The following is a 20,742-nucleotide window of genomic DNA, read 5'->3' as shown; positions in this document are numbered from 1 at the left end:
CGAAGCGAGGCCGCGCCGCCGAGCGTGGCGGCCCGGAGTGCCTCGTACGGGGTCATCCCCATCTCGCGGACGGCCAGAGCGATGCAGAAAGGGATCGACGAGGTGAAGCTGCTGCCGGGGTTGCAGTCACTGGCCAGCGCGACGGTGACACCGGCGTCGAGCAGACGCCGGGCGTCGGGGTAGGGGTGACGGGTGGAGAACTCGACCCCCGGCAGCAGGCCCGCGACGGTGCCAGAGGACGCGAGCGCCTCGACGTCGGCGTCGCTCAGGTAGGTGCAGTGGTCCACCGCCGCCGCACCGAGCTCGCAGGCGAGCCGGACGCCCCGGCCGTGGCCCAGCTGGTTGGCGTGGACGCGCAGCCCGAGTCCCGCCGCGTGCCCGGCCCTCAGGACCGTGCGCGAGGCCTCGGCGTCGAACGCACCCTCCTCGCAGAAGACGTCGATCCACCGTGCGTGCGGGGCACAGGCGTCGAGCATCGGCCCCGTGACGAGGTCGACGTAGGACTCGGTGGTCGTCCCCTCCGGCACCACGTGGGCGCCGAGGTACGTCGTCTCGTCGGTGTGCCGGGCCGCGATCGCCAGGGAGCGCGCCTCGTCGTCGACGGTGAGTCCGTACCCGCTCTTGATCTCGACGGTGGTCGTCCCCTGCCTGCGCATCTCGGCGAGCAGCCTGCGCACCTGCCTGTCGAGCGTGTGGTCGCTGGCCTCGCGGGTGGCCGCGACCGTCGCGCGAATCCCGCCCGCGGTGTACGCCCGACCCGCCATCCGAGCCTCGAACTCCGCAGCCCGGTCGCCGGCGAAGACGAGGTGGCTGTGGGAGTCGACGAACCCGGGGACGACCGTGCCCCCGTCGACGTCCACCACGTCGTCGGCCGGCGGCGCCTCGGCGGCCTCGCCGACCCAGGCGATGCTTCCGTCGTCCACGACGAGCGCGGCGTCACGACGGACCGGGCGGTCGTCGTCCCACGTGACCAGCTCGCCGATGTCGGTCAGCAGGAGGCTGGTCACGCGCGCTCCCAGATCGTGGCGACCGCGCGACGCATCATCTCCGCCACGTCCGCCTCGTCGTACGGGAGGCTCGCGGGCGGCTCCACGTCCGCCGCGGTCGCGGCCCACAGGGGCTCGGACACACCGGACAGGCGTACGGAGTCGCGCAGCCTGATCGCGTCGGCGTCCGCGAGCTCGGGCGGCAGGCCCAGGGATGCGTAGCCGGTCCGGGTCGCGGCCTCGCCGAGCTCCTCGGCGGTCCACCACCCTCGCCGCCCGCTCACCAGCCGCTGGTGCATCTCCACCGCCCTCGCCTCCGCGAACACGTCGATCACCGTGTTGCTGTCCGAGCCGAGCGTCAGGCGCGCGCCTGCCTCGCGCAACCGCGTCGACGGCCCGACGCCGTCGGCGAGCTCGGCCTCGGTGGTGGGGCAGAGGCAGACGTACGCCTGTGCGTCACCGAGGGCCGCGACGTCGTCGTCGGTGAGATGCGTGGCGTGCACGGCCGTGGTCCGCGGCGACAACACCCCCGCCTCGGCGAGCAGGGCCACCGGGGTACGTCCGGTGGCCGTGACGCAGTCGTCGTTCTCCCGCGGCTGCTCCGAGACGTGCACGTGCAGCGGGGCGTCGGGGTGTGCCTGCGCGACCGTGGCGAGCGCCTCGACGGGCACCGCGCGTACGGAGTGCAGCGCCGTACCGACCACGACGTCGTCCGCACCTGCGTGGCGACCGGCGAGGTCGTCGACCCGCGACGCCCACGCGTCGGCGTCTCCGTCGCAGAAGCGGTGCTGGACTCCCTCGACCGGCACCCCGAACCCGGCAGAGAGATAGCAGGTGTCGAGGAGGCAGATGCGAAGGCCGACGTCGCGAGCGGCGGCGACCACGGCCTCGCCCATCGCGTTCGGGTCGTCGTAGGGGGTGCCGTCAGGACCGTGGTGGAGGTAGTGGAACTCGCCGACGGCACCGATCCCCGCCAGCCGCATCTCCGCGTAGGTCGCCACGGCGAGGTCGTGGAGGAGGTCGGGGTCGAGCACGGACGCGACGGCGTACATCCGCTCGCGCCATCCCCAGAACGTCGCACCGCCGACCTCGCGACCGCGCAGGGCGCGGTGGAAGACGTGGCTGTGGCAGTTGGCGAGGCCGGGGAAGGTGGTCACGCGAGCTCCCGCACCACGGTCGCCAGGGCGTCGACCCCGGCCGCGCAGTCGGCGTCGTCGGCGTGCTCGTCCGGCGAGTGCGAGACGCCGGTGGGGTTGCGCACGAAGAGCATGGCGGTGGGGACCACGCGGCTCAGTACGCCCGCGTCGTGGCCGGCGCCCGTCGGCAACGACGGCGCCGCGAGCACCGCGGCGAGCCTCTCGCGCAGCGCCGTGTCGAACCCGACCGCGGGGCTCGCAGACTCCACGGTGACCCCCAGTCCCACGCGGGCCTGCGCCGCCGCCGCGCGAGCATCGACGAGGACGGTGTCGATCAGCCGCGCGAGGGCGCCGTCGTCCGGCGCGCGGGCGTCGAGCCAGCCCGACACGCGCGACGGCACGGCGTTGGCCCCGCCCGGCTCGACGACGACCCTTCCGAAGGTCGCCCGCGCCTGGGCGTCGACGGCGCGCGCGGTCGCCGCGACGACGGTGGCGGCGTACGCGGGCATCGGGTCGCGCCGGTCCTCCATCGGGGTGGTCCCGGCGTGGTCGGCGCGACCGGAGAAGTCGAGGCGCCAGCGCCCGTGCGGCCAGATCGCCGTCGCGACGCCGACGGCGTCGCCGGAGTGGACCAGCGCGCGGCCCTGCTCGACGTGGAGCTCGACGAAGGCACCGACACGGTCCAGCCACGCGCTGCGGCCGACCCTGCGCGGGTCGCGGCCACGCGCCCTCATCACCTCGGCCAGCGTGCAGCCGTCGACGTCGGTGAGCGCCAGGGCCTTCTCCGGCGCGAGGGTCCCCGCTGCGAGGCGCGAACCGGCGCAGGCGACCCCGAAGCGTGCGCCCTCCTCGTCGGCGAAGCAGGCCACGGCGATCGGCCGCGACGGGACGAAGCCGTCCCGTCGCAGCTGGTCGAGCGCCGCGAAGGAGGACACGACGCCGAGAGGCCCGTCGTACGCGCCGCCGTCGGGCACGGAGTCCAGGTGCGACCCGAGGAGCAGGGCGTCCGCGCCCTCTCCCCCGCTGGCGCCGTCTCCTCCGCTGGCGCCGGCGCCCAGCCAGGCGACCTGGTTGCCGTTGCCGTCCTCCTCGTACGCCATACCGCGCGCCGCCGCCTCGTCGGCGAACCACTCGCGCAGCTCCATGTCCGCGTCGTTCCACGCGAAGCGGCGGTAGCCTCCCGTGCGACGGTCGCGGCCGATGCGCTCGATCGCGGCGAGCATGCTCACCGCGTTCACCCCTCCTCCATCGGGATGCGCACGCCGCGCTCGTGCGCCACCTCGCGCGCCCGGTCGTACCCGGCGTCGACGTGCCGCATCACGCCCGTCCCGGGATCGTTGGTGAGGACGCGCTCGATCTTCTCGGCGGCGAGGCTGGTCCCGTCGGCGACGACGACCTGACCGGCGTGGATCGAGCGCCCGATGCCGACACCGCCCCCGTGGTGCAGCGACACCCAGGTCGCGCCCGAGGCGGTGTTGAGCAGGGCGTTGAGCAGCGGCCAGTCCGCGATCGCGTCCGAGCCGTCCGCCATCGACTCGGTCTCGCGGTACGGAGAAGCGACCGAGCCGGAGTCGAGATGGTCGCGTCCGATCACGACCGGAGCGGTGAGCTCCCCGGAGGCGACCATCTCGTTGAACCGCAGTCCGGCGCGATGACGCTCGCCGTACCCGAGCCAGCAGATCCTGGCCGGCAGCCCCTCGAAGTGCACCTTCTCCCCCGCCCGGGTGATCCAGCGGCGGAGGTGCTCGTCCTCAGGAAAGAGGTCGAGGACCGCGCGGTCGGTCGCGGCGATGTCGGCCGGGTCGCCGGACAGCGCGGCCCACCGGAACGGTCCCTTGCCCTCGCAGAACAACGGGCGGATGTAGGCCGGGACGAAGCCCGGGAAGGCGAACGCACGGTCGTACCCGCCGAGCCTCGCCTCCTCACGGATCGAGTTTCCGTAGTCGAAGACCTCGGCACCGGCGTCCATGAAGCCGACCATGGCCTCGACGTGGCGGGCCATCGATGCGCGGGCGCGGCGGGTGAACTCCTCGGGGTCGCGGTCTGCCAGCGTCCTCCAGTCGGCGACGGAGACCCCTTCGGGGAGATAGCTCAAGGGGTCGTGCGCGCTGGTCTGGTCGGTGACCACGTCGATGGCGGCACCGCGGGCGAGCAGCTCGGGGAACACCGTGGCGGCGTTGCCGACCACCCCGACCGAGAGCGGGAGGCGGTCCTTCTTGGCGGCGAGGACGCGCTCGACCGCCTCGTCGAGGTCACGGGTGTGCTCGTCGAGGTAGCCGTGCTCGACCCGCCGCGCGAGCCGCGACTCGTCCACGTCGACCACGAGCGCCACGCCCTCGTTCATGGTGACCGCGAGGGGCTGGGCGCCTCCCATGCCGCCGCAACCCGCGGTCAGGGTCAGGGTCCCGGCGAGGCTGGGCTGATCGAGCCGGCCGGACGCGTGGAGCGTGCGCGCCACGGCGCCGAACGTCTCGTACGTGCCCTGGAGGATGCCCTGGGTCCCGATGTAGATCCACGAACCCGCCGTCATCTGGCCGTACATCGTGAGCCCTTCGGCCTCGAGTCGCCGGAACTCCGGCCAGGTCGCCCAGTCACCGACGAGGTTGGAGTTGGCGATGAGGACGCGCGGTGCCCACGCGTGGGTACGGAACACGCCCACGGGCTTGCCGGACTGCACCAGCAGCGTCTCGTCGTCGGCGAGGGTGCGCAGGGCGTCCACGATCGCGTCGTACGCCGCCCAGCTCCGGGCGGCGCGTCCCGTACCGCCGTAGACGACGAGGTCCTCCGGGCGCTCGGCGACGTCGGGGTCGAGGTTGTTCATGAGCATCCGCAGCGGAGCCTCGGTCTGCCACGAGCGGGCGGTGAGGGTGGTCCCTCGGGCCGCCCGTACGGGTGGGTGCGTGCTCATCGTGGTGCCTCCTGTGTCGGTCCCGTCCCCGATGTGTGCACGTCATCAGGGTTTTCGGTACCGGATTCCGTGACCAGCTGCACAAATCGGGGACGGAGCGCGCCGCTGCGTACGAGGGCCACCGCCGCGTCGATCTCGGGGGCGAGGAAGCGGTCGGGACCGGGCCCGGGGACGTGCTCGCGCAGCAGCCCGACCGCGGCGCCGGTCGTTTTTTTTTTGGCGAGCGGCGCGCGCAGATCGATCCCGCGCGCCGCGACCATCACCTCGATCGCCAGCACCCGGGTCAGCGCGTCGACCGCACGGCGGAGCTTGCGCGCCGCCGACCACCCCAGCGAGACGTGGTCCTCCTGCATGGCGCTGGACGGGATCGAGTCGACGCTGGCCGGTACGGCGAGGCGCTTGAGCTCGGCGACCAGGGCGGCCTGCGTGTACTGCGCGATCATCGCCCCGGAGTCGACGCCGGGGTCGTCGGCGAGGAAGCGGGGCAGCCCGCGGCTGCGCGCCACGTCGAGGAACCGGTCCGTACGCCGCTCGCTGATGCCCGCGACGTCCGCGACCGCGATCGCCAGGAAGTCGAGGACGTAGGCGAGAGGCGCGCCGTGGAAGTTGCCGTGCGACGAGACCGTCCCGTCCGGCAGCACCGACGGGTTGTCGATCGCCGACGCGAGCTCGCGCTCCGCCACGGTCGCCGCGTGGTCGACCGTGTCACGGGCGGCTCCGTGGACCTGGGGGGTGCAGCGCAACGAGTACGCGTCCTGGACCACGCCGTCGCCGTGCCGGTGGCTCGCCACGATCTCCGAGCCGGCCAACAGCGCTCGGAGGTGCGCTGCCGACGTCGCCTGACCCGGATGCGGCCGCAGGGCCATCAGCTCCTTGGCGAAGACCCGGTCGGTCCCGAGCTGGCCCTCGACGCTCATCGCCGCAGCGAGGTCGGCGGTGTCGAGCAGCATCCGCAGGTCGTGCAGCGCAAGGACGAGCATGCCGAGCATCCCGTCGGTGCCGTTGATGAGGGCGAGGCCCTCCTTCTCGGCGAGGACGACCGGGGTGAGCCCGTGGTCGCGGAGCGCCTCGGCCGCAGGGCGTACGGCACCGTCGCCCGTGCTGCGGTCCACCACCTCGCCCTCTCCCGTGACGGCCAGCGCGCAGTGCGCGAGGGGCGCGAGGTCGCCCGAGCAGCCGAGGCTGCCGTACTCGCGGACGACCGGGGTCAGGTGGGCGTTCAGGAGTGCGGCGTACGCGTCCGCGGTCTCGAGCCGGACACCGGTCCGGCCGGTGGCCATGGTCGAGAGACGCAGGAGCATGAGCGCCCGGACGACCTCGTCCTCGACCCGCGGTCCTGTGCCGGCCGCGTGGGAGCGGATCAGGCTGCGCTGGAGCTGCGTACGCCGGTCGGCCGGGATGTGCCGCGTGGCGAGAGCGCCGAAGCCGGTCGAGACGCCGTAGACCGGCTCGTCGGACGCAGCGAGCGCCTCCACATGGGTACGGGCGGTCTTGATCGCCGTGCGGGCGTCCTCGGACAGCACCACGCGGGCTCCCTCGCGGGCCACGGCGACGACCTCCCCGGGTGCGAGCGGCCCGGGACCGACGATGACGGTGTGCATGGGTCCATTGCACGGGGCGACGGCAGGCGGCCGCTACGGCGTCACGCACACCGACGTCTCGGATACGAGACACTGGCGAGGTGACTCGTCCGGTCCCGGCCGCCACCGCCACCCTGCGCGTGCTGCGCTTCCTGTCGGGCCAGCCCGTGCCCCTCCCTGCCAGCCGGATCGCCGCCGAGATCGGGCTCCCCCGTTCGTCGGCCTACCATCTGCTCGCCGCGATGGCGGAGGAGGACTTCGTCGTCCACTACCCCGACGACCGCACGTGGGGGCTCGGGATCGGCGCGTGGGAGGTCGGGCTCGCCTTCGCCCAGCAGGAGCCGCTCGCCCGCCTGGCCCGCGTCCCGCTGGCACGGCTGGTCGACGCGCTCGGCCAGTCGGCGCATCTCGCCGTGCTCCACGGGTCGGACGTCCTGTACGTCCTCGAGGAGCGCGCTCGGGGTCGGCCGTCGCTGGTGACCGACGTCGGCGTACGGCTGCCGGCGCACCTGACCGCGTCCGGACGGGCGATCCTCGCGACCCTGGCGCGCCCGCAGGTCCGTGCGCTCTATCCCGACGCGTCGGCGTTCGTGAGCCGTAGCGGCGTCGGCCCGCGCACGCCGACCCAGCTGCGCGACCTCCTCGGCACGACCCGCCGACGGGGCCACGCCACGGAGGACGGCGAGGTGACGCCAGGGTTCCGGTCCGTCGCCGTCGCGCTCACCGGCCCCTCCGTCCGTGCCGCGGTCGCCGTCACCTGGGAGTCGGCGGCGGACGTGTCCGACGGCGCGGTCGTCACCGCCGTGCGCGCCACCGCCGACACCCTCGACCGCCGTCTCCACGCACGCTGAGCGACGTCCTACTGGCCCGTGCGGCCGTCGATGCACTCGCGGAGCAGATCGGCGTGGCCGATATGCCTGGCGTACTCCTCGATCATGTGCACCAGCACCTCCCGCAGCGCGATCTCGCCACGCTCGGTGTTGCGCGCGATCACACCGAGATCGTCGGCCGCCTCGACGAACGTCTCCGCGTAGTTGACCTCGTCCTCCCACCGCCGCCACGCGTCGGCCACGACCTCCTCGTCGGCGACCGCACCGTTGAAGTCCGCGTCGCGGTCCTCCGCCGTGCGGTAGTGACGCGGCACGTCCTCACCGGCGAGGACCTGCCGGAACCACGTCCGCTCCACGTCAGCCATGTGCCGGACCAGACCGAGCAGCGACATCGACGACGGGGGGACCGACCGGCGCGCCATCTGCTCGGCGTCGAGCCCCTCACACTTCATCGGCAGCGTCAGCCGGTAGACCCGGAGGTATTCGAGCAACGTCGCCCGCTCGCCGACGGGCAGGGCATCGCTCTCGCGAGGGTCGTCCTGCCTGTCCATCCACATGTCCGGAGACTGTCGTTGGTTGCTCACCTCGACAGTCTCCACGGTCGACGGCCTACTCGTCGACCCAGTAGCCACGCCCCCCGAACCATCCTCCGTACGAGCCACCGTCGTACGACGAGCTGCCGCGCGATCCGAGATAGCTGTCCACGACCGCGACGCCGAGGTCGTCGAGCTCGGGCGCGACGACTCGCCCGTCGACGCGACGCGCCATCTGCTCGATGAACCTCGCGAGGCCGGGGTCGTCCCCGAGCCGGAAGAACGTCGTCTGGGCCCCGAAGCGGCCGACGTCGTCGAGCGCCTTGACGGTCACCGCCACTGTCCGTGGTGCCGGCGGGTACGAGAAGAAGACCTCGCCGTCCTGCTCCAGGTGCGACGTCGGCTCGCCGTCGGTCACGATCAGCAGCACGGGCTGGGCGTTGGGGTGCTTGCGGAAGTGGCGGCTCGCGAGCATCAGCGCGTGGTGCAGGTTGGTGCCCTTGTCCCACTTGGCGTCGAGCGCGGTGAGCTGGTCGATCTCCATCACCTCGGCGTACGGCCCGAAGCCGACCAGCTGCAGGTGGTCGCCGCGGAACCGGCTCTGGATCAACGTGTGGAGAGCGAGCGCCGTCCGCTTCATCGGCACCCAGCGGCCGTCCATCGCCATCGAGAAGGACGTGTCGACGAGCAGCGCCACCGCCGCCTGCGTCCGCGCCTCGGTCTCGCTGACCTCGACGTCACCGATGTCGAGGCGAACGCCGCCGCGTGGGTCGCGGCCCTCGGACGCCGTCCGGGCGACGGCGTTGGTCACAGTGCGCGTGACGTCCCACGGCTCGGTGTCGCCGAACGCCCACTCGCGCGTCGCCCCCGACATCTCGCCCGCGGCGCCGGCCCGGCGTACGTCGCGGGCACCCTGGCGACCCGACATCCGCTGGGAGACGTCGCGCAGGAGCGACTTCCCGAGCTGACGGATCGCCTTGGGCGACAGCCGCAGAGCGCCGTCGGTCCCCCGCTTGAGGGCGCCGCTGTCACGCAGCGCCCGCTCGAGGTCGGTGAGCGTGCGCGCGTCGACCGCCGCCTCCTCACCGAGGTGCCGCTCCAGCGCATCGAGGTCGATGTCACTCATCCGCGCCCCCGGGTAGGCCTGCGACAGCTGCTCGCCGAGCGCGTCCAGAGCGGCGATCTCCTGCAGGACGCCGGTGCCGTCCCCGAGCCCGAGGCCCTGGTCGCCGCCGAACTCCTCGGAGCCCGACCAGTCCTCGCCGGGCCGTAGCGCCTGGAGGTTGGCGTCGAGCTGCCCGAGCGCCTCCTGGAGGTCGGGGCTGCCGAAGGCGTTCGCCGACAGCGCCATCAGCTCCTCGCGCTGCTCCGCAGTCATCGAGCCGAGCATCCGCTGCGCGGCAGCCGCCCGCGCGGCCAGCGAGTCGATCAGCTCCTCGACCGTCTCCGGGTTCTCCGGGAAGAAGTCGCCGTGGCGCTCCATGAACTCGGCGAACTGGTCGTCGGTGTCCTCACCGCGACGGTGCGCCGCGAGGAGGTCGTTGAGATCGCCGATCATCTGCGCGACCCGGGCGCGGTCCTCGTCGGTCGCGCTCTCGAGCGCCTGCTTCATGCCGGCGAAGTGCTGATCGAGGAGCTCACGACCGAGCAGGTCCTTGATCCGCTCGTAGTCCTCGCGCGCCTGCGTGCTGCGCCACTGGTAGTCCGAGAGCTCCGAGACCGCCGCTGCGGTGGACGGCGGCAGGTCCTCGATCCGCATCTCCGCGAACCGGGCGTCGTCGTCCAGGTCGCGAGCGAGCTGCTTGCGCTCCTCGAGAACCGCACGGTCGAGGAGCTCACGCGCCTCACGCAGCGTGCCGTCGAGGTCGTGACGGTCGAGGAGGTCACGTCGGCGCTGGGCGACACGTCGCGCCAGGTCGTCGAGCCCGGCCTGACCGTTCGTGCCGCGCCGCAACACCTCGCGCACCGCACGCTCCGGCGACGACCCCGCCATGACGTCCTCACCGATGGCGTCGAGCGCCTCCCCGAGGTCCACCGGGGGCGCCAGCGGGTCTCCGCCGGTGTAACGCCCGTACGAGCTGCCGCGCCTGGTCATCCGTACACCGTCTCGCCTCCGGCGGAGTCCTTCCCGATCCGGCGAGCGAGGAACAGCCCTTCGAGGGCCAGCTCCATCGCGCTCGCCCGCTCTCCGTCGTCGGCCGCCGCCCCCAGGCGATCCATCACCTCGTCGTACAGCTCCGACTCACCGAGGACCGGCAGGCCCGCCAAGACGTCCGAGGCCGCGACCTGCTCACCTGTCATCACGGTCGCACCGGCCGCGAACGCCTCGACCAGGAGGGCGAAGTCGATGCCGCGCAGGCGGTGCCGCACGGTCTCCGCCGTCGCCGTCCGGAGGACGTGGTCCAGGATCTCCCGCTCACGACCCTCCTCGCCGGTCTCGAACTCGATCTTGCCGCCGAGCACGTCGACGGCCGTCTCGAGGTCGACCACGCGGGCGACCGCGGTGGCCTCTCCCTGGATCGTCGCGCGGTGCAGCGCCGACGCCGCGACGGTCTCAGCGCCGGCGATCGAGAACCGGGCCGAGACCCCCGACCGCTGGTCGACGGCGTTCGACTCGCGCAACGACCGTGTGAAACGGGCCAGGATCTCCAGGAGGAAGTCAGGAACCGTCGCGACGAGATGCGCCTCCTGCTTGACGACGGCGATCTCGTCCTCGAGCTCGAGCGGGTAGTGGGTACGGATCTCCGCGCCGAAGCGGTCCTTCAAGGGCGTGATGATGCGTCCGCGGTTGGTGTAGTCCTCAGGGTTGGCGGTGGCCAGCACGAGGACGTCGAGCGGCAGGCGCAGCACATAGCCGCGGATCTGCACGTCGCGCTCCTCCATCACGTTGAGCATCGCGACCTGGATCCGCTCCGCCAGGTCGGGAAGCTCGTTGATCGCGACGACGCCGCGGTGCGAGCGCGGGACGAGGCCGAAGTGGATGGTCTCCGGGTCGCCGAGCGACCGGCCCTCGGCCACCTTCATGGGGTCGACGTCGCCGATCAGGTCGGCGACGCTCGTGTCGGGGGTCGCGAGCTTCTCGGCGTACCGCTCGTCGCGGTGCCGCCAGGCGACCGGCAGCGCGTCGCCCAGCTCGGCGGCCCGCCGGCGGGAGAGCGGGGTGATGGGGTCGTACGGATGCTCGCCGAGCTCTGACCCGTCGATGACCGGGGTCCACTCGTCGAGCAGGCCGACCAGCGTCCGCAGAAGGCGGGTCTTGCCCTGTCCACGCTCACCGAGCAGGACGACGTCGTGCCCGGCGATGAGCGCGCGCTCGAGCTGAGGGAGCACCGTGTCCTCGAGACCGTGCAGACCGGGCCACGGGTCGCGCCCCTCGCCGAGCGCGGCGAGGAGGTTGTCACGGACCTCCTCGCGGACGGACTTCTGGACGTGGCCGGCGGCGCGCAGCTCACCGACGGTGGAAGGAGAGGCGTTCACGTCTCCACGCTAGTCCGGGACCCCAGGATCCACCGACGACGTTTCGCTGAGCGCAGACAGACGAGGCCCAGCGCGTCAGAGCCGGAGCTCCCCCGTCGCAACCAGGACGACGCCTACCCCGGCCGCTGCGACGAGCACCGCGCAGCACAGGGCCTCGGCACGGGTGAACAGCCGCTGGTGCTGCTCTCGACGCGCCACCACGTAGAGGACCACTCCGGGCGCGTAGACGATGCACGCCATCAGGAGGTACTCGACGCCCGCCGCGTAGAGGAGGAACAGCGCATAGAGCACGGCGAGCACGGCGATCCGCTGCTGCCGTCGCCGGACGGGCTCGTCCTGCGCACCGTAGGTCTCGCGGGTCACCGTGAGCTTGAGCGCGTAGGCGGCCGCCAGGAGGTACGGGATGAGGACGAGCGCGGTGTCGAGCTTGAGCATGAAGCTCAGCGCGTTCTCGATCACCAACGACACGAGCAGCAGCGCCTGGACCGCCAGGTTGGTCACGAGCAGCGCGAGGATCGGCGTCGCGTGCTCGTTGGTGCGGGCGAGGAAGCGTGGCATCACCTGGTCACGGGCCGGCGTGTAGAGGATCTCGGCGCTGATCAGGGTCCAGGCCAGGAAGGCGCCCTGGACCGACACGACGACACCGACGCTGACGAATGTCGCCCCCCAGCCGCCCACGACCGACTCCAGCACGGCGCCCATCGAGGGTTGGCGCGCGTCGGCGAGCTCGCCGCGGGGAAGCACCCCGTACGAGACCATGGTGACGGCCACGAAGATCCCCAGGACGGAGAGAAGACCCGTCACGGTCGCCCGCCCGACATCGCCCCGGCGGCGTGCCAGCCGCGAGTAGACGCTCGCCCCCTCGACCCCGAGGAAGACGAACGTCGTCACCAGCATCGTGCTCTTGACCTGCTCGAAGACCGCACCGGCGGTGTGCGTCCTACCGCCCCAGAGGTTGTCGGCGAAGACCGTGGGATCGAAGGCGAGCGCGACGACCACGACGAAGGTCAGGATGGGCACGAGCTTGGCCGCCGTGACCACCCGGTTGATCACGGCCGCCTGCCGCACGCCTTGCGCGATCAAGGCGTGGAAGACCCACACGACCACCGACGCCACGGCGACGGCCAGCACGGTGGTGCCGTCCCCGAGCGACGGGAAGAACTCTCCGAGGGTCGCCATGGTCAGCACCATGAAGAAGACGTTCCCGGCGACGTTGCTCGCCCAGTAGCCGAACGCGGCATTGAACCCGAGGTAGGAGCCGAACCCGGCCTCGGCATAGCTGTACATGCCGGTGTCGAGGTCGGGCCGCCGGACCGCGAGCGACTGGAACACGAAGGCGAGCATCATCATCCCCGTGCCCGCGATGGTCCACGCGATCACCGCGGCGATCACCCCCGCGGCCGTCCCGAACTCCTGCGGCAGGGTGAAGACCCCGCCCCCCACCATCGAGCCGACGACCAGCCCGGTCAGGGTGAGGACCGAGACCTTCTGCAGCCCGGGAGCGGCCTCGCGCGTCACCATCCCCGCCACCCCGTCAGGCGTCTGGACGGACGAGGGGGAACAGGATCGTGTCTCGGATCGACAGGCCGGTCAGATTCATGACCAGGCGGTCGATCCCCAGGCCCATGCCGCCGGTGGGAGGCATCCCGTACTCGAGGGCTCGCAGGAAGTCCTCGTCGACCTGCATCGCCTCCGGGTCACCGGCGGCCGCGCGCAACGACTGGGCGACGAGCCTCTTCCGCTGGTCGACGGGATCGATGAGCTCCGAGTACGCCGTCCCCTGCTCGGCGGCGAACATCACCAGATCCCACTTCTCCGCCAGGCGCGGATCGACCCGGTGCTCCCGGGTCAGTGGCGCGTTCTCCTTCGGGAAGTCGGTGTAGAACACCGGCGTGGTCGTCCTGCTCTCGCAGAGCTCCTCGTAGATGTCCTCCAGCACCGGGCCCCAGTGCGCCTCCGGGTCGACGTCGAGCCCGAGCGCCTCGGCGTGGCGCAGCAGTGCTGAGACCGGCGTGTCGGGCGTGATCTCTTCACCGAGCTTCTCCGACACCGCCTCGCAGACCGACTTCGCCGGCCAGTCGCCCGAGAGGTCGATCTCGACCCGCTTCCCGTCCTTGCCCGTGCGCCGTGCCAGCGGCGACCCGTAGACCGCCGTGGCAGCCTCCTGGATCAGCTCCTGGGTCAGGACGCGCATCGTGGTGTAGTCGCCGTAGGTCTCGTAGACCTCGAGCGAGGTGAACTCCGGGTTGTGCTTGAAGTCGACGCCCTCGTTGCGGAACTGCCGTCCGACCTCGAAGACCTTCTCCATGCCGCCGACCAGGAGCCGCTTGAGATGGAGCTCGGTGGCGATCCGGAGATAGAGGTCGAGGTCGTAGGCGTTCAGGTGCGTCTCGAACGGTCGCGCGTTGGCCCCACCGTGCACCAGCTCCAGGACCGGCGTCTCGACCTCGACGAAACCACGAGCCTGCAACGAGTCACGGACGCTGCGCACGATCGTCGACCGGGTGTAGGCGAGGTCTCGTGCCGCCGGCCGCACGATCAGGTCGACGTAGCGGTTCCGTACCCGGGCCTCGGGGTCGGTGAGGCCCTTGTACTTGTCCGGGAGCGGACGCAGCGCCTTGCTCGTGATGAGAAGGTCCTCCGCCCGCACCGACAGCTCCCCACGCCGCGTGGTGACGACCCTGCCGGTGACGCTGACCTGGTCGCCGAGGTCGATCTCATGACGCCAGAGGTCGTACGTCGGCGCCGGGACCTCCGAGGCGTCGACCATCACCTGCAGGTCGCCGCTCCCGTCGCGCAGCGTCGCGAACCCCAGCCCGCCGAGCTTGCGCTTGAGGAGCACCCGGCCGGTGACGGAGACGTGGAGACCCGTCTCGGCGTCGGGCGGCAGGGTCCCGGCCTCCTCCACGACCTGCGCCAGCGTGTGCGTGCGGGGAGCGACCACGGGATAGGGGTCGATCCCCTTCGCGCGCAGACGGTCGAGCTTCGCTCGCCGTACGCGCATCTGCTCGGGGAGGCGCTCGGTCGACAAGGCCTCGGCGACCGGGTCGGGCTCCGGCGGCATCAGCGCGAGGACGGCGGCCGCGTGGGACTCGCCGGCGGTGTCGAACGCGTCGTCATCGTCGCTGCGGCGGAGCAACCGCGACAGCGACGGGCGGATGAGGAACCCCTCTGCGCTCCCCGCCGCGGTCCCGACGCGCGGCAGGTCCGAGGCGTACTCGAAGCACATGTAGCGCGGCTGCCAGGACGGTTGGTACTTGGCGTTCGACCGGTAGAGCGACTCGAGCTGCCACCGGTGGCTGGCGATCAGCAGCGCCTGTCGCCAGAGCCGGGCGACCGGCCCCGCTCCGATCTGGGCTCCGCGCTCGAAGGCCTCACGGAACATCGCGAAGTTCAGTGAGACCCGGCCCGCGCTGAACTCGACGGCGTGCTCGGCGAGCGAGGTCACCATGAGCTCGACCAGCCCGTTCTCGGCCGACGGGTCGCGGCGCATCAGGTCGAGCGACAGCCCGCCACGCCCCCAGGGCACGAAGCTGAGGAAGCCGCGCAGCGCTCCGTCGGCGTCCTCCGCCCGGACCAGGAGGCAGTGGCCGTCCAGCGGGTCGCCGAGGCGCCCGAGCGCCATCGAGAAGCCTCGCTCGTCACCGCCGTCGCCGCGCCAGTCGGCAGCGACCCGCTCGAGCGCGGCGAAGTCGTCGGGCGTCAGGCTGGAGTGCCGGACGATCGTCGCGGTGTAGCCGTGCCGCTGGATCCGGCCCACCGACTGGCGTACGTCCTTCATCCCCGGACCGTTGAGCGAGAACGACTGCAGGTCGACCACCGCCTCGTCGCCGATGTCGAGCGCGATGAGACCGGCCTTCGCGTACGCCGCGGCGCCCTTCTCCCCCGCGCCCATGACGGCGAGCGAGAGTCCGCTCGCACGCGCCGCGTCGCGCCACCGGGCGATGGCGGCGTCCCACCGAGCAGGGTCCCCGACGGGATTGCCGCTCGCCAGGCTGACCGAGCCGACTCCCCGGTACGACACGCCGGCACTGGCGTCGGCGGCCTCCTCGGTGTCCCAGACGACTGCCTTGTCGCGTCGGGTGGCGAAGTAGCCCAGCGAGTCCTCGTCACCGTAGTCGCGCAGCAGCGTCCGCACCCGGGCCTCGTCGGCGACGTCGAGCACACGGCTGGACCGAGGCGGCCGGAACAGCAGCTGGACGGAGAGCAGCACCACCGCGGCACCGGTGAGGCCGACGAGGGCGCGGAGCCAGAGCGGCGCAGACACCGTCGACTCGCCTGCGACCCGGCCGACGTCGGCCAGCATGCCGTTCCAGACGTACTGGACGGCATCCTCGAAGCTCGGCGCCTCGCCGACTCGGAAGACGAGGGCCGCTCCACCGAGGACGACCACCGCACCCCCGACGAGGAGGCATCCGGCGGCGAGGCTCACGCTGCCGGGCACCCGGCGCGCGGTGAACTGCGGCCGGGCCACCCACGCGACCACGATGGCGGCGGCGGTGATGGCGATGCCTCCGACCACGGGGACGCTCGGACCGTCGTCGACGAGCGTCACGACGCGGCCGATCTCGGGCACCAGGAGCCACCACACGACCACGAACCACCAGGCTGCGCGCAGCCGGCGGCGGAGGGCCACCGCCGTCACGACGAGCAGCGCGGCATAGACGATGCTCGGCACGATCGGGATCGTCAGCAGCGACACGGGGTCGTTGTCCTCCGAGAAGTAGCGTCGCCACGAAGGGACGACCGAGGCGATCAGCACGACCGTCGCGAACCCGAACATCACCGCGGCGAAGACGTCGGGCCACCGGTCGTCGCGCGGGCGGTGGAGGACGGCGATCGAGCGCCTCTCCCGTTCGTCGGCGGCGGCCGTGCCGCGACGTTGTCCGACGCGGCTCATGCGGACGCTCCTTCCTTCGGGTGCACGTCACGGTCGTCCGCCGAGACGTCACCGTGGCGAGCAAGGCCGACGGCACCGGCGACGGCGAGCGTGAACCCGACGACGGCGGCCCACTCCCACCCCGGACGTGTCTGGTCGCCGAGCAGCACGACGCCGACCACGGCAGGCGCGACGGTCTCACCGACGACCAGCGGGCCGGTGGCCTGGGTGACGGTGCCGCGCTGGAGTGCGGTCGAGTAGGTCAGCATGGCGATCGCGCCCGCGACCACCAGCGCGTACGCAGCGGGCTCGAGCAGGAGGAGCCGCAGGTCCCCCGGCAGATCCTCGAGCGTCACGGTCTCGGGCAGCATGCGTGCGGCCACCGAGGTCGCGCCGTACTCCAGACCGGCGACCGCGCCGAGCCCCACCGCCCCCGCGGGTCCGGCGAGACGTGCGAGCGGCACCGCGACGACCCCGAGGGCGACCGCGGCGACGAGCACACCCCACCGCTCGACGTCGCTCACGAGGGCGCGCAGCTGCTTGCGTTCGTCTCGGTTCATGACCTCTCACGGCTCGTGCGTCGGCGGGTTCCCGACGCAAGGCTAGTGACGCGCGCGGACGGTCCGACGGCCCCGTTCGTGTCAGCGGTGCTGGCTAGAGTCAGGCGGCTGCCACTCTCGGGAAGGACATGGTCGTTGACGCTCGAAGAGGTCACCGCCGGCGTACGCCTCGCCGGTCTGGTGCCCGGTGAGGCAGTGCTCGTCCTCGCCGCGCAGTGGCACGGTGGTGACGCACTCGAGGTGACCTACAAGCTCGGCTCCGGCGGCCTCGCGCAGCGCGTGCTCTTCCGCGACGACGAGGCCACGCTCGGGTCCGCGGAGGCCGGAGGACGCCCGTTCGACGCGCCCGCCTCCGACTTCGCGATCGTCGCCGAGGCGCAGCGCATCACGCTCGCCGGTCTCTTCGACCCGATGCTCGCCGTCGCGACCAGCGACGTGCAGCCGCTCCCCCACCAGATCCGTGCCGTGTACGGCGAGATGCTCCCGCGCACGCCGCTGCGCTTCCTGCTCGCCGACGACCCCGGCGCCGGCAAGACGATCATGGCGGGCCTCTACATCAAGGAGCTCCTGCTCCGTGACGACGTCAGGCGGTGCCTCATCGTGGTGCCGGGCGGGCTCGTCGAGCAGTGGCAGGACGAGCTGTTCCTCAAGTTCGGGTTGTGCTTCGACCTGCTCACGCCGCAGGCGGTCGACGCGTACGGCGCCGGCAACGTGTTCGAGCGGCACCCGCTGCTCATCGCACGGATGGACCACCTCGCGCGCAACGAGGGCCTCCAGCGCCAGCTGGTCGACACCGAGTGGGACCTCGTCGTCGTCGACGAGGCGCACAGGATGGGTGCCCGCTACTTCGGCGGCAAGGTCCACAAGACCAAGCGGTTCCTCCTCGGCGAGCGCCTCGCACGCACGACGCGCCACTTCCTCCTCATGACGGCGACCCCGCACTCGGGCAAGGAGGAGGACTTCCAGCTCTTCCTGACGCTGCTCGACCGCGACCGGTTCGAGGGCAGGTTCCGCAAGGGCACCCACTCCGGCGACACCTCCGGCCTCATGCGGCGCATGGTCAAGGAGGACCTGCTCAGCTTCGAGGGCAAGCGGCTCTTCCCCGAGCGGATCGCCGAGACCGTCCCGTACGCGCTGACGTCGCTCGAGCGCGACCTGTACGAGGACGTCACCGCCTACGTGCGCGACGGGATGAACCGCGCCGACCGGCTCGAGGGCAAGCGCCGGACCACCGTCGGCTTCGCGCTCACGGTGCTGCAGCGGCGCCTCGCGTCGAGCTCCGAGGCGATCTACCAGTCCCTCGTCCGCCGTACTGCGCGCCTCGAACGCCGCAAGGAGGAGATCCTCGCGGACGCGCTCGAGGCGGGGGTCGAGCTTGAGGTCGACGACCTTCCGGACATCCCCGACGACGAGGAGTACGCGGCCGCCGAGATCGAGGAGCTGGAGGACGAGCTGGTCGACGCCGCGACCGCGTCCCGCACCATCGTCGAGCTCGACGCCGAGCTGGTCGAGCTCGCCGGACTCACGCGGGCCGCACAGCAGGTGCGTGACGCCGACATCGACCGCAAGTGGAGCGAGCTGCGCACGATCCTCGAGACCGAGACGCTCGCCACCGCGCCGGACGGACGTCCGCGAAAGCTCATCATCTTCACCGAGCACCGCGACACCCTGGCCTTCCTCGAACGCCGCATCACTGCGCTGTTCGGCAGGCCGGACGCCGTCCTCGCCATCCACGGCGGCGTGCCGCGGTCGGAGCGGCGGCGCATCACCGAGGAGTTCACGACCAACAGCCGCGCCCAGATCCTTCTCGCGACCGACGCCGCCGGCGAGGGCCTGAACCTCCACGCCGCCCATCTGATGGTCAACTACGACCTCCCGTGGACCCCGAACCGTCTCGAGCAGCGCTTCGGACGCATCCACCGCATCGGCCAGACGGAGGTCTGCCACCTCTGGAACCTCGTCGCCAGCAACACGCGGGAGGGCCAGGTCTTCCAGCGCCTCCTCGACAAGGTCGACGAGCAGCGCAAGGCGTACGGCGGCAAGGTCTTCGACGTCCTCGGCGCCGCCTTCGACGAGACACCGCTGCGCGATCTCCTGATGAACGCCATCCGGTACGGCGAGGATCCTGCGGTGCGCGCCAGCATGGAGGAGGTCATCGACCACCGCGTCGCCGACGGGATCGCGGAGATCCTCGCGGAGCAGGCGCTCGCCGACAACTCCCTCACGGAGGCCGACGTCGCGGCCATGCGACGGCAGATGGACGAGGCCCGGGCACGCCGACTCCAGCCGCACTACATCGAGCTGGCGTTCACCGCCGCGTTCACCCGCCTTGGTGGGCGCATCACGCGCCGGGAACCGGGCCGGTACGAGATCGCGCACGTGCCGGCGCAGGTCCGCAGCAGCGGGCACGGACCGATCTCGTCGCGCTACCACCGCGTCACGTTCGACCTCGCCTGCATGGAGGGGGACGGTCTCGAGCGAGCAGACCTGCTGGCTCCCGGTCATCAGCTCCACGACGCGGTGATGGCCGAGTCGATCACGCTGCTCAGCGGCTGTCTGGAGCGCGGGACGGTGCTCGTGTCGGCCACGCTGGACCGACCCCAGCTGCTCGTCGGGGTCGTGGAGGAGATCGTCGACGGCACGGGCGGCTCTGTCGCGCGGCGGTTCGGATACGCCTACGTCGACGAGCTGGGCGTCGTGACGGGCGCCGGGCCGGCCCCGTACCTGGACTGCGTCGCCGCACCTCCGACGGCCGACACCTCGAGCGCGCGCCGCTGGCCGTGGCTCGTCGACGCCGAAGCCAAGGCGATGAGCTGGATCATCGCCCACCAGCTCCCCGCGTACCTCGCCGAGGTCCAGCCCGCCCGGGCCCGTGACCTCGCCCGGGCGAGGATGCTGGTCAGTGGACGTCTCGAGAGCGAGTGTGAGCGGCTCGAGCGTGATGCCTTCCTGGCCGCGCAGAGCGAGAGCGTCGGCGAGAGGCCCGCGGAGTCGTCGGACAGTCTGCGCCGCAAGGCTCACGAGCTGCAGGCGAGACTCGAACGCCGCCTCGCCACCCTCGACAAGCAGGCCACGATGTCGACGAAGCCGCCGCGCATCGTCACCGCCGCGCTCGTCCTGCCGCTCGGGTTCGTGGACGGCGACCTCCCCCGCCACGCGCCGATGCACGCCGTCGCCACGAAGGAGGTCGAGCGGCGGGGCGTCGATCTCGTCCTCGCGTGCGAACGCCGGCTGGGGAGGTCACCGGAGGAGCAGGCGTTCAACAACCCCGGGTACGACGTCCTCAGCACCGAGCCGAACGGCGACACGCTCCGCATCGAGGTCAAGGCGCGGATCGCGGGCGCCGACGACTTCTTCGTGACGCACAACGAGGTCGTGACGGGCAAGAACGCGGCGCCGCGCTATCGGCTCGCGATGGTGCGCGTCGATCCGCGCGGCGCGGCGTACGACGAGGTCCGCTATCTCGACGACCCCTTCGCGGGCGTGGACCTGGGCGGCTTCGAGGCCACCGGGCACCGCGGGAGCTGGGACAAGATGTGGGCGAAGGGGCGCGAGCCGCACTAAAGCGCACGTGCGGCGGTGCGGTGCTCTGCTTCAATGCCTCGGTGGCGACGACACTGACCATCCCCTCCCCCGCGCTGTACGACTCCTGGGCCGAGTGCGTGACCGAGTTCGACGGGGACGGGCTGGATGGCTCCGGCTCATGGAAGGTCGACGGGTTCGGCCCTGACCGTGCGAGCTTCGATGCCCTCCTGGAGATCGCCGCCGCCGAGGCCGACGCCAGCCGGAGGTTGCCCGAAGGCCTGGTCCACTGCGACACCTACTGGATGACCGACCCCGCCGACACCGTGAT

Annotated in this window: 14 protein-coding genes; 3 read left to right on the top strand and 11 right to left on the bottom strand. The window is 72.0% G+C overall.

Annotation, left to right across the window (positions count from 1 at the left end; genetic code table 11):
• The 5 genes from hutI to hutH form a co-directional block, all read right to left on the bottom strand.
• Nucleotides 1-1,007 (bottom strand): imidazolonepropionase (gene hutI / locus PV363_RS05615; protein ID WP_301021853.1); only part of this gene is annotated, 1,007 nt, incomplete at its 3' end.
• Nucleotides 1,004-2,143, bottom strand: a complete 1,140-nt coding sequence (locus tag PV363_RS05610; RefSeq protein ID WP_301021852.1) for a formimidoylglutamate deiminase — start codon at nt 2,141-2,143, stop codon at nt 1,004-1,006. The genes PV363_RS05610 and hutI, both read right to left, overlap by 4 nt.
• Nucleotides 2,140-3,345: an allantoate amidohydrolase gene (locus PV363_RS05605; protein WP_301021854.1), complete on the bottom strand. Its 1,206-nt coding sequence runs from the start codon at nt 3,343-3,345 to the stop codon at nt 2,140-2,142. Before PV363_RS05605 ends, PV363_RS05610 begins: the two co-directional genes overlap by 4 nt.
• 11 nt (nt 3,346-3,356) lie before the next feature.
• On the bottom strand, nt 3,357-5,030 hold the full coding sequence (gene hutU, locus PV363_RS05600) for a urocanate hydratase (protein WP_301021851.1): 1,674 nt from the start codon (nt 5,028-5,030) through the stop codon (nt 3,357-3,359).
• The gene (gene hutH, locus PV363_RS05595) at nt 5,027-6,631 is read right to left on the bottom strand and encodes a histidine ammonia-lyase (RefSeq protein WP_301021850.1); all 1,605 of its coding nucleotides are present in this window, start codon (nt 6,629-6,631) and stop codon (nt 5,027-5,029) included. Before hutH ends, hutU begins: the two co-directional genes overlap by 4 nt.
• An 80-nt stretch (nt 6,632-6,711) precedes the next feature.
• Here hutH and PV363_RS05590 point away from each other — a divergent pair, with 80 nt between their 5' ends.
• Nucleotides 6,712-7,461, top strand: coding sequence for an IclR family transcriptional regulator (locus PV363_RS05590; RefSeq protein WP_301021849.1), 750 nt, complete (start codon nt 6,712-6,714; stop codon nt 7,459-7,461).
• 8 nt (nt 7,462-7,469) lie between these two features.
• Here PV363_RS05590 and PV363_RS05585 read toward each other — a convergent pair whose 3' ends face one another.
• The 6 genes from PV363_RS05585 to PV363_RS05560 form a co-directional block, all read right to left on the bottom strand.
• Entirely contained in the window at nt 7,470-8,024 is a 555-nt protein-coding gene (locus tag PV363_RS05585; RefSeq protein ID WP_301021848.1) for a DinB family protein, read from the bottom strand.
• A 25-nt stretch (nt 8,025-8,049) separates the two neighbouring features.
• A complete protein-coding gene (locus PV363_RS05580; RefSeq protein ID WP_301021847.1) occupies nt 8,050-10,068 on the bottom strand; it encodes a VWA domain-containing protein in 2,019 nt (672 codons plus the stop codon).
• Nucleotides 10,065-11,450, bottom strand: a complete 1,386-nt coding sequence (locus PV363_RS05575; protein ID WP_301021846.1) for an AAA family ATPase — start codon at nt 11,448-11,450, stop codon at nt 10,065-10,067. Before PV363_RS05575 ends, PV363_RS05580 begins: the two co-directional genes overlap by 4 nt.
• Before the next feature lie 75 nt (nt 11,451-11,525).
• Nucleotides 11,526-12,971, bottom strand: coding sequence for a basic amino acid/polyamine antiporter (locus PV363_RS05570; RefSeq protein WP_220344000.1), 1,446 nt, complete (start codon nt 12,969-12,971; stop codon nt 11,526-11,528).
• Nucleotides 12,972-12,984: 13 nt separating this feature from the next.
• Nucleotides 12,985-16,350, bottom strand: coding sequence for a bifunctional lysylphosphatidylglycerol synthetase/lysine--tRNA ligase LysX (lysX, locus tag PV363_RS05565; protein WP_301021845.1), 3,366 nt, complete (start codon nt 16,348-16,350; stop codon nt 12,985-12,987).
• On the bottom strand, nt 16,347-16,889 hold the full coding sequence (locus tag PV363_RS05560; RefSeq protein ID WP_301021844.1) for a hypothetical protein: 543 nt from the start codon (nt 16,887-16,889) through the stop codon (nt 16,347-16,349). The genes lysX and PV363_RS05560 overlap by 4 nt, the downstream gene beginning before the upstream one ends.
• Before the next feature lie 135 nt (nt 16,890-17,024).
• Here PV363_RS05560 and PV363_RS05555 point away from each other — a divergent pair, with 135 nt between their 5' ends.
• A complete protein-coding gene (locus PV363_RS05555) occupies nt 17,025-20,453 on the top strand; it encodes a helicase-related protein (protein WP_301021843.1) in 3,429 nt (1,142 codons plus the stop codon).
• Between the two features lie 41 nt (nt 20,454-20,494).
• A partial coding sequence (locus PV363_RS05550) for a hypothetical protein (protein ID WP_301021842.1) occupies nt 20,495-20,742 on the top strand: 248 nt, incomplete at its 3' end.

Origin of the sequence: Mumia sp. (assembly GCF_028803055.1) — a bacterium.
Lineage (GTDB): Bacteria > Actinomycetota > Actinomycetes > Propionibacteriales > Nocardioidaceae > Mumia.
The sequence above is the reverse complement of the archived record's forward strand: the minus strand, read 5'-3'. Positions and strand labels throughout refer to the sequence as shown.

Bases quoted from the DNA above. Each gene is read 5' to 3' on its own strand.
- hutU (WP_301021851.1), bottom strand. From the start codon at position 5,030: ATGAGCACGCACCCACCCGTACGGGCGGCCCGAGGGACCACCCTCACC.
- PV363_RS05560 (WP_301021844.1), bottom strand. From the start codon at position 16,889: ATGAACCGAGACGAACGCAAGCAGCTGCGCGCCCTCGTGAGCGACGTC.
- lysX (WP_301021845.1), bottom strand. From the start codon at position 16,350: ATGAGCCGCGTCGGACAACGTCGCGGCACGGCCGCCGCCGACGAACGG.
- PV363_RS05580 (WP_301021847.1), bottom strand. From the start codon at position 10,068: ATGACCAGGCGCGGCAGCTCGTACGGGCGTTACACCGGCGGAGACCCG.
- PV363_RS05570 (WP_220344000.1), bottom strand. From the start codon at position 12,971: ATGGTGACGCGCGAGGCCGCTCCCGGGCTGCAGAAGGTCTCGGTCCTC.
- hutH (WP_301021850.1), bottom strand. From the start codon at position 6,631: ATGCACACCGTCATCGTCGGTCCCGGGCCGCTCGCACCCGGGGAGGTC.
- PV363_RS05605 (WP_301021854.1), bottom strand. From the start codon at position 3,345: ATGCTCGCCGCGATCGAGCGCATCGGCCGCGACCGTCGCACGGGAGGC.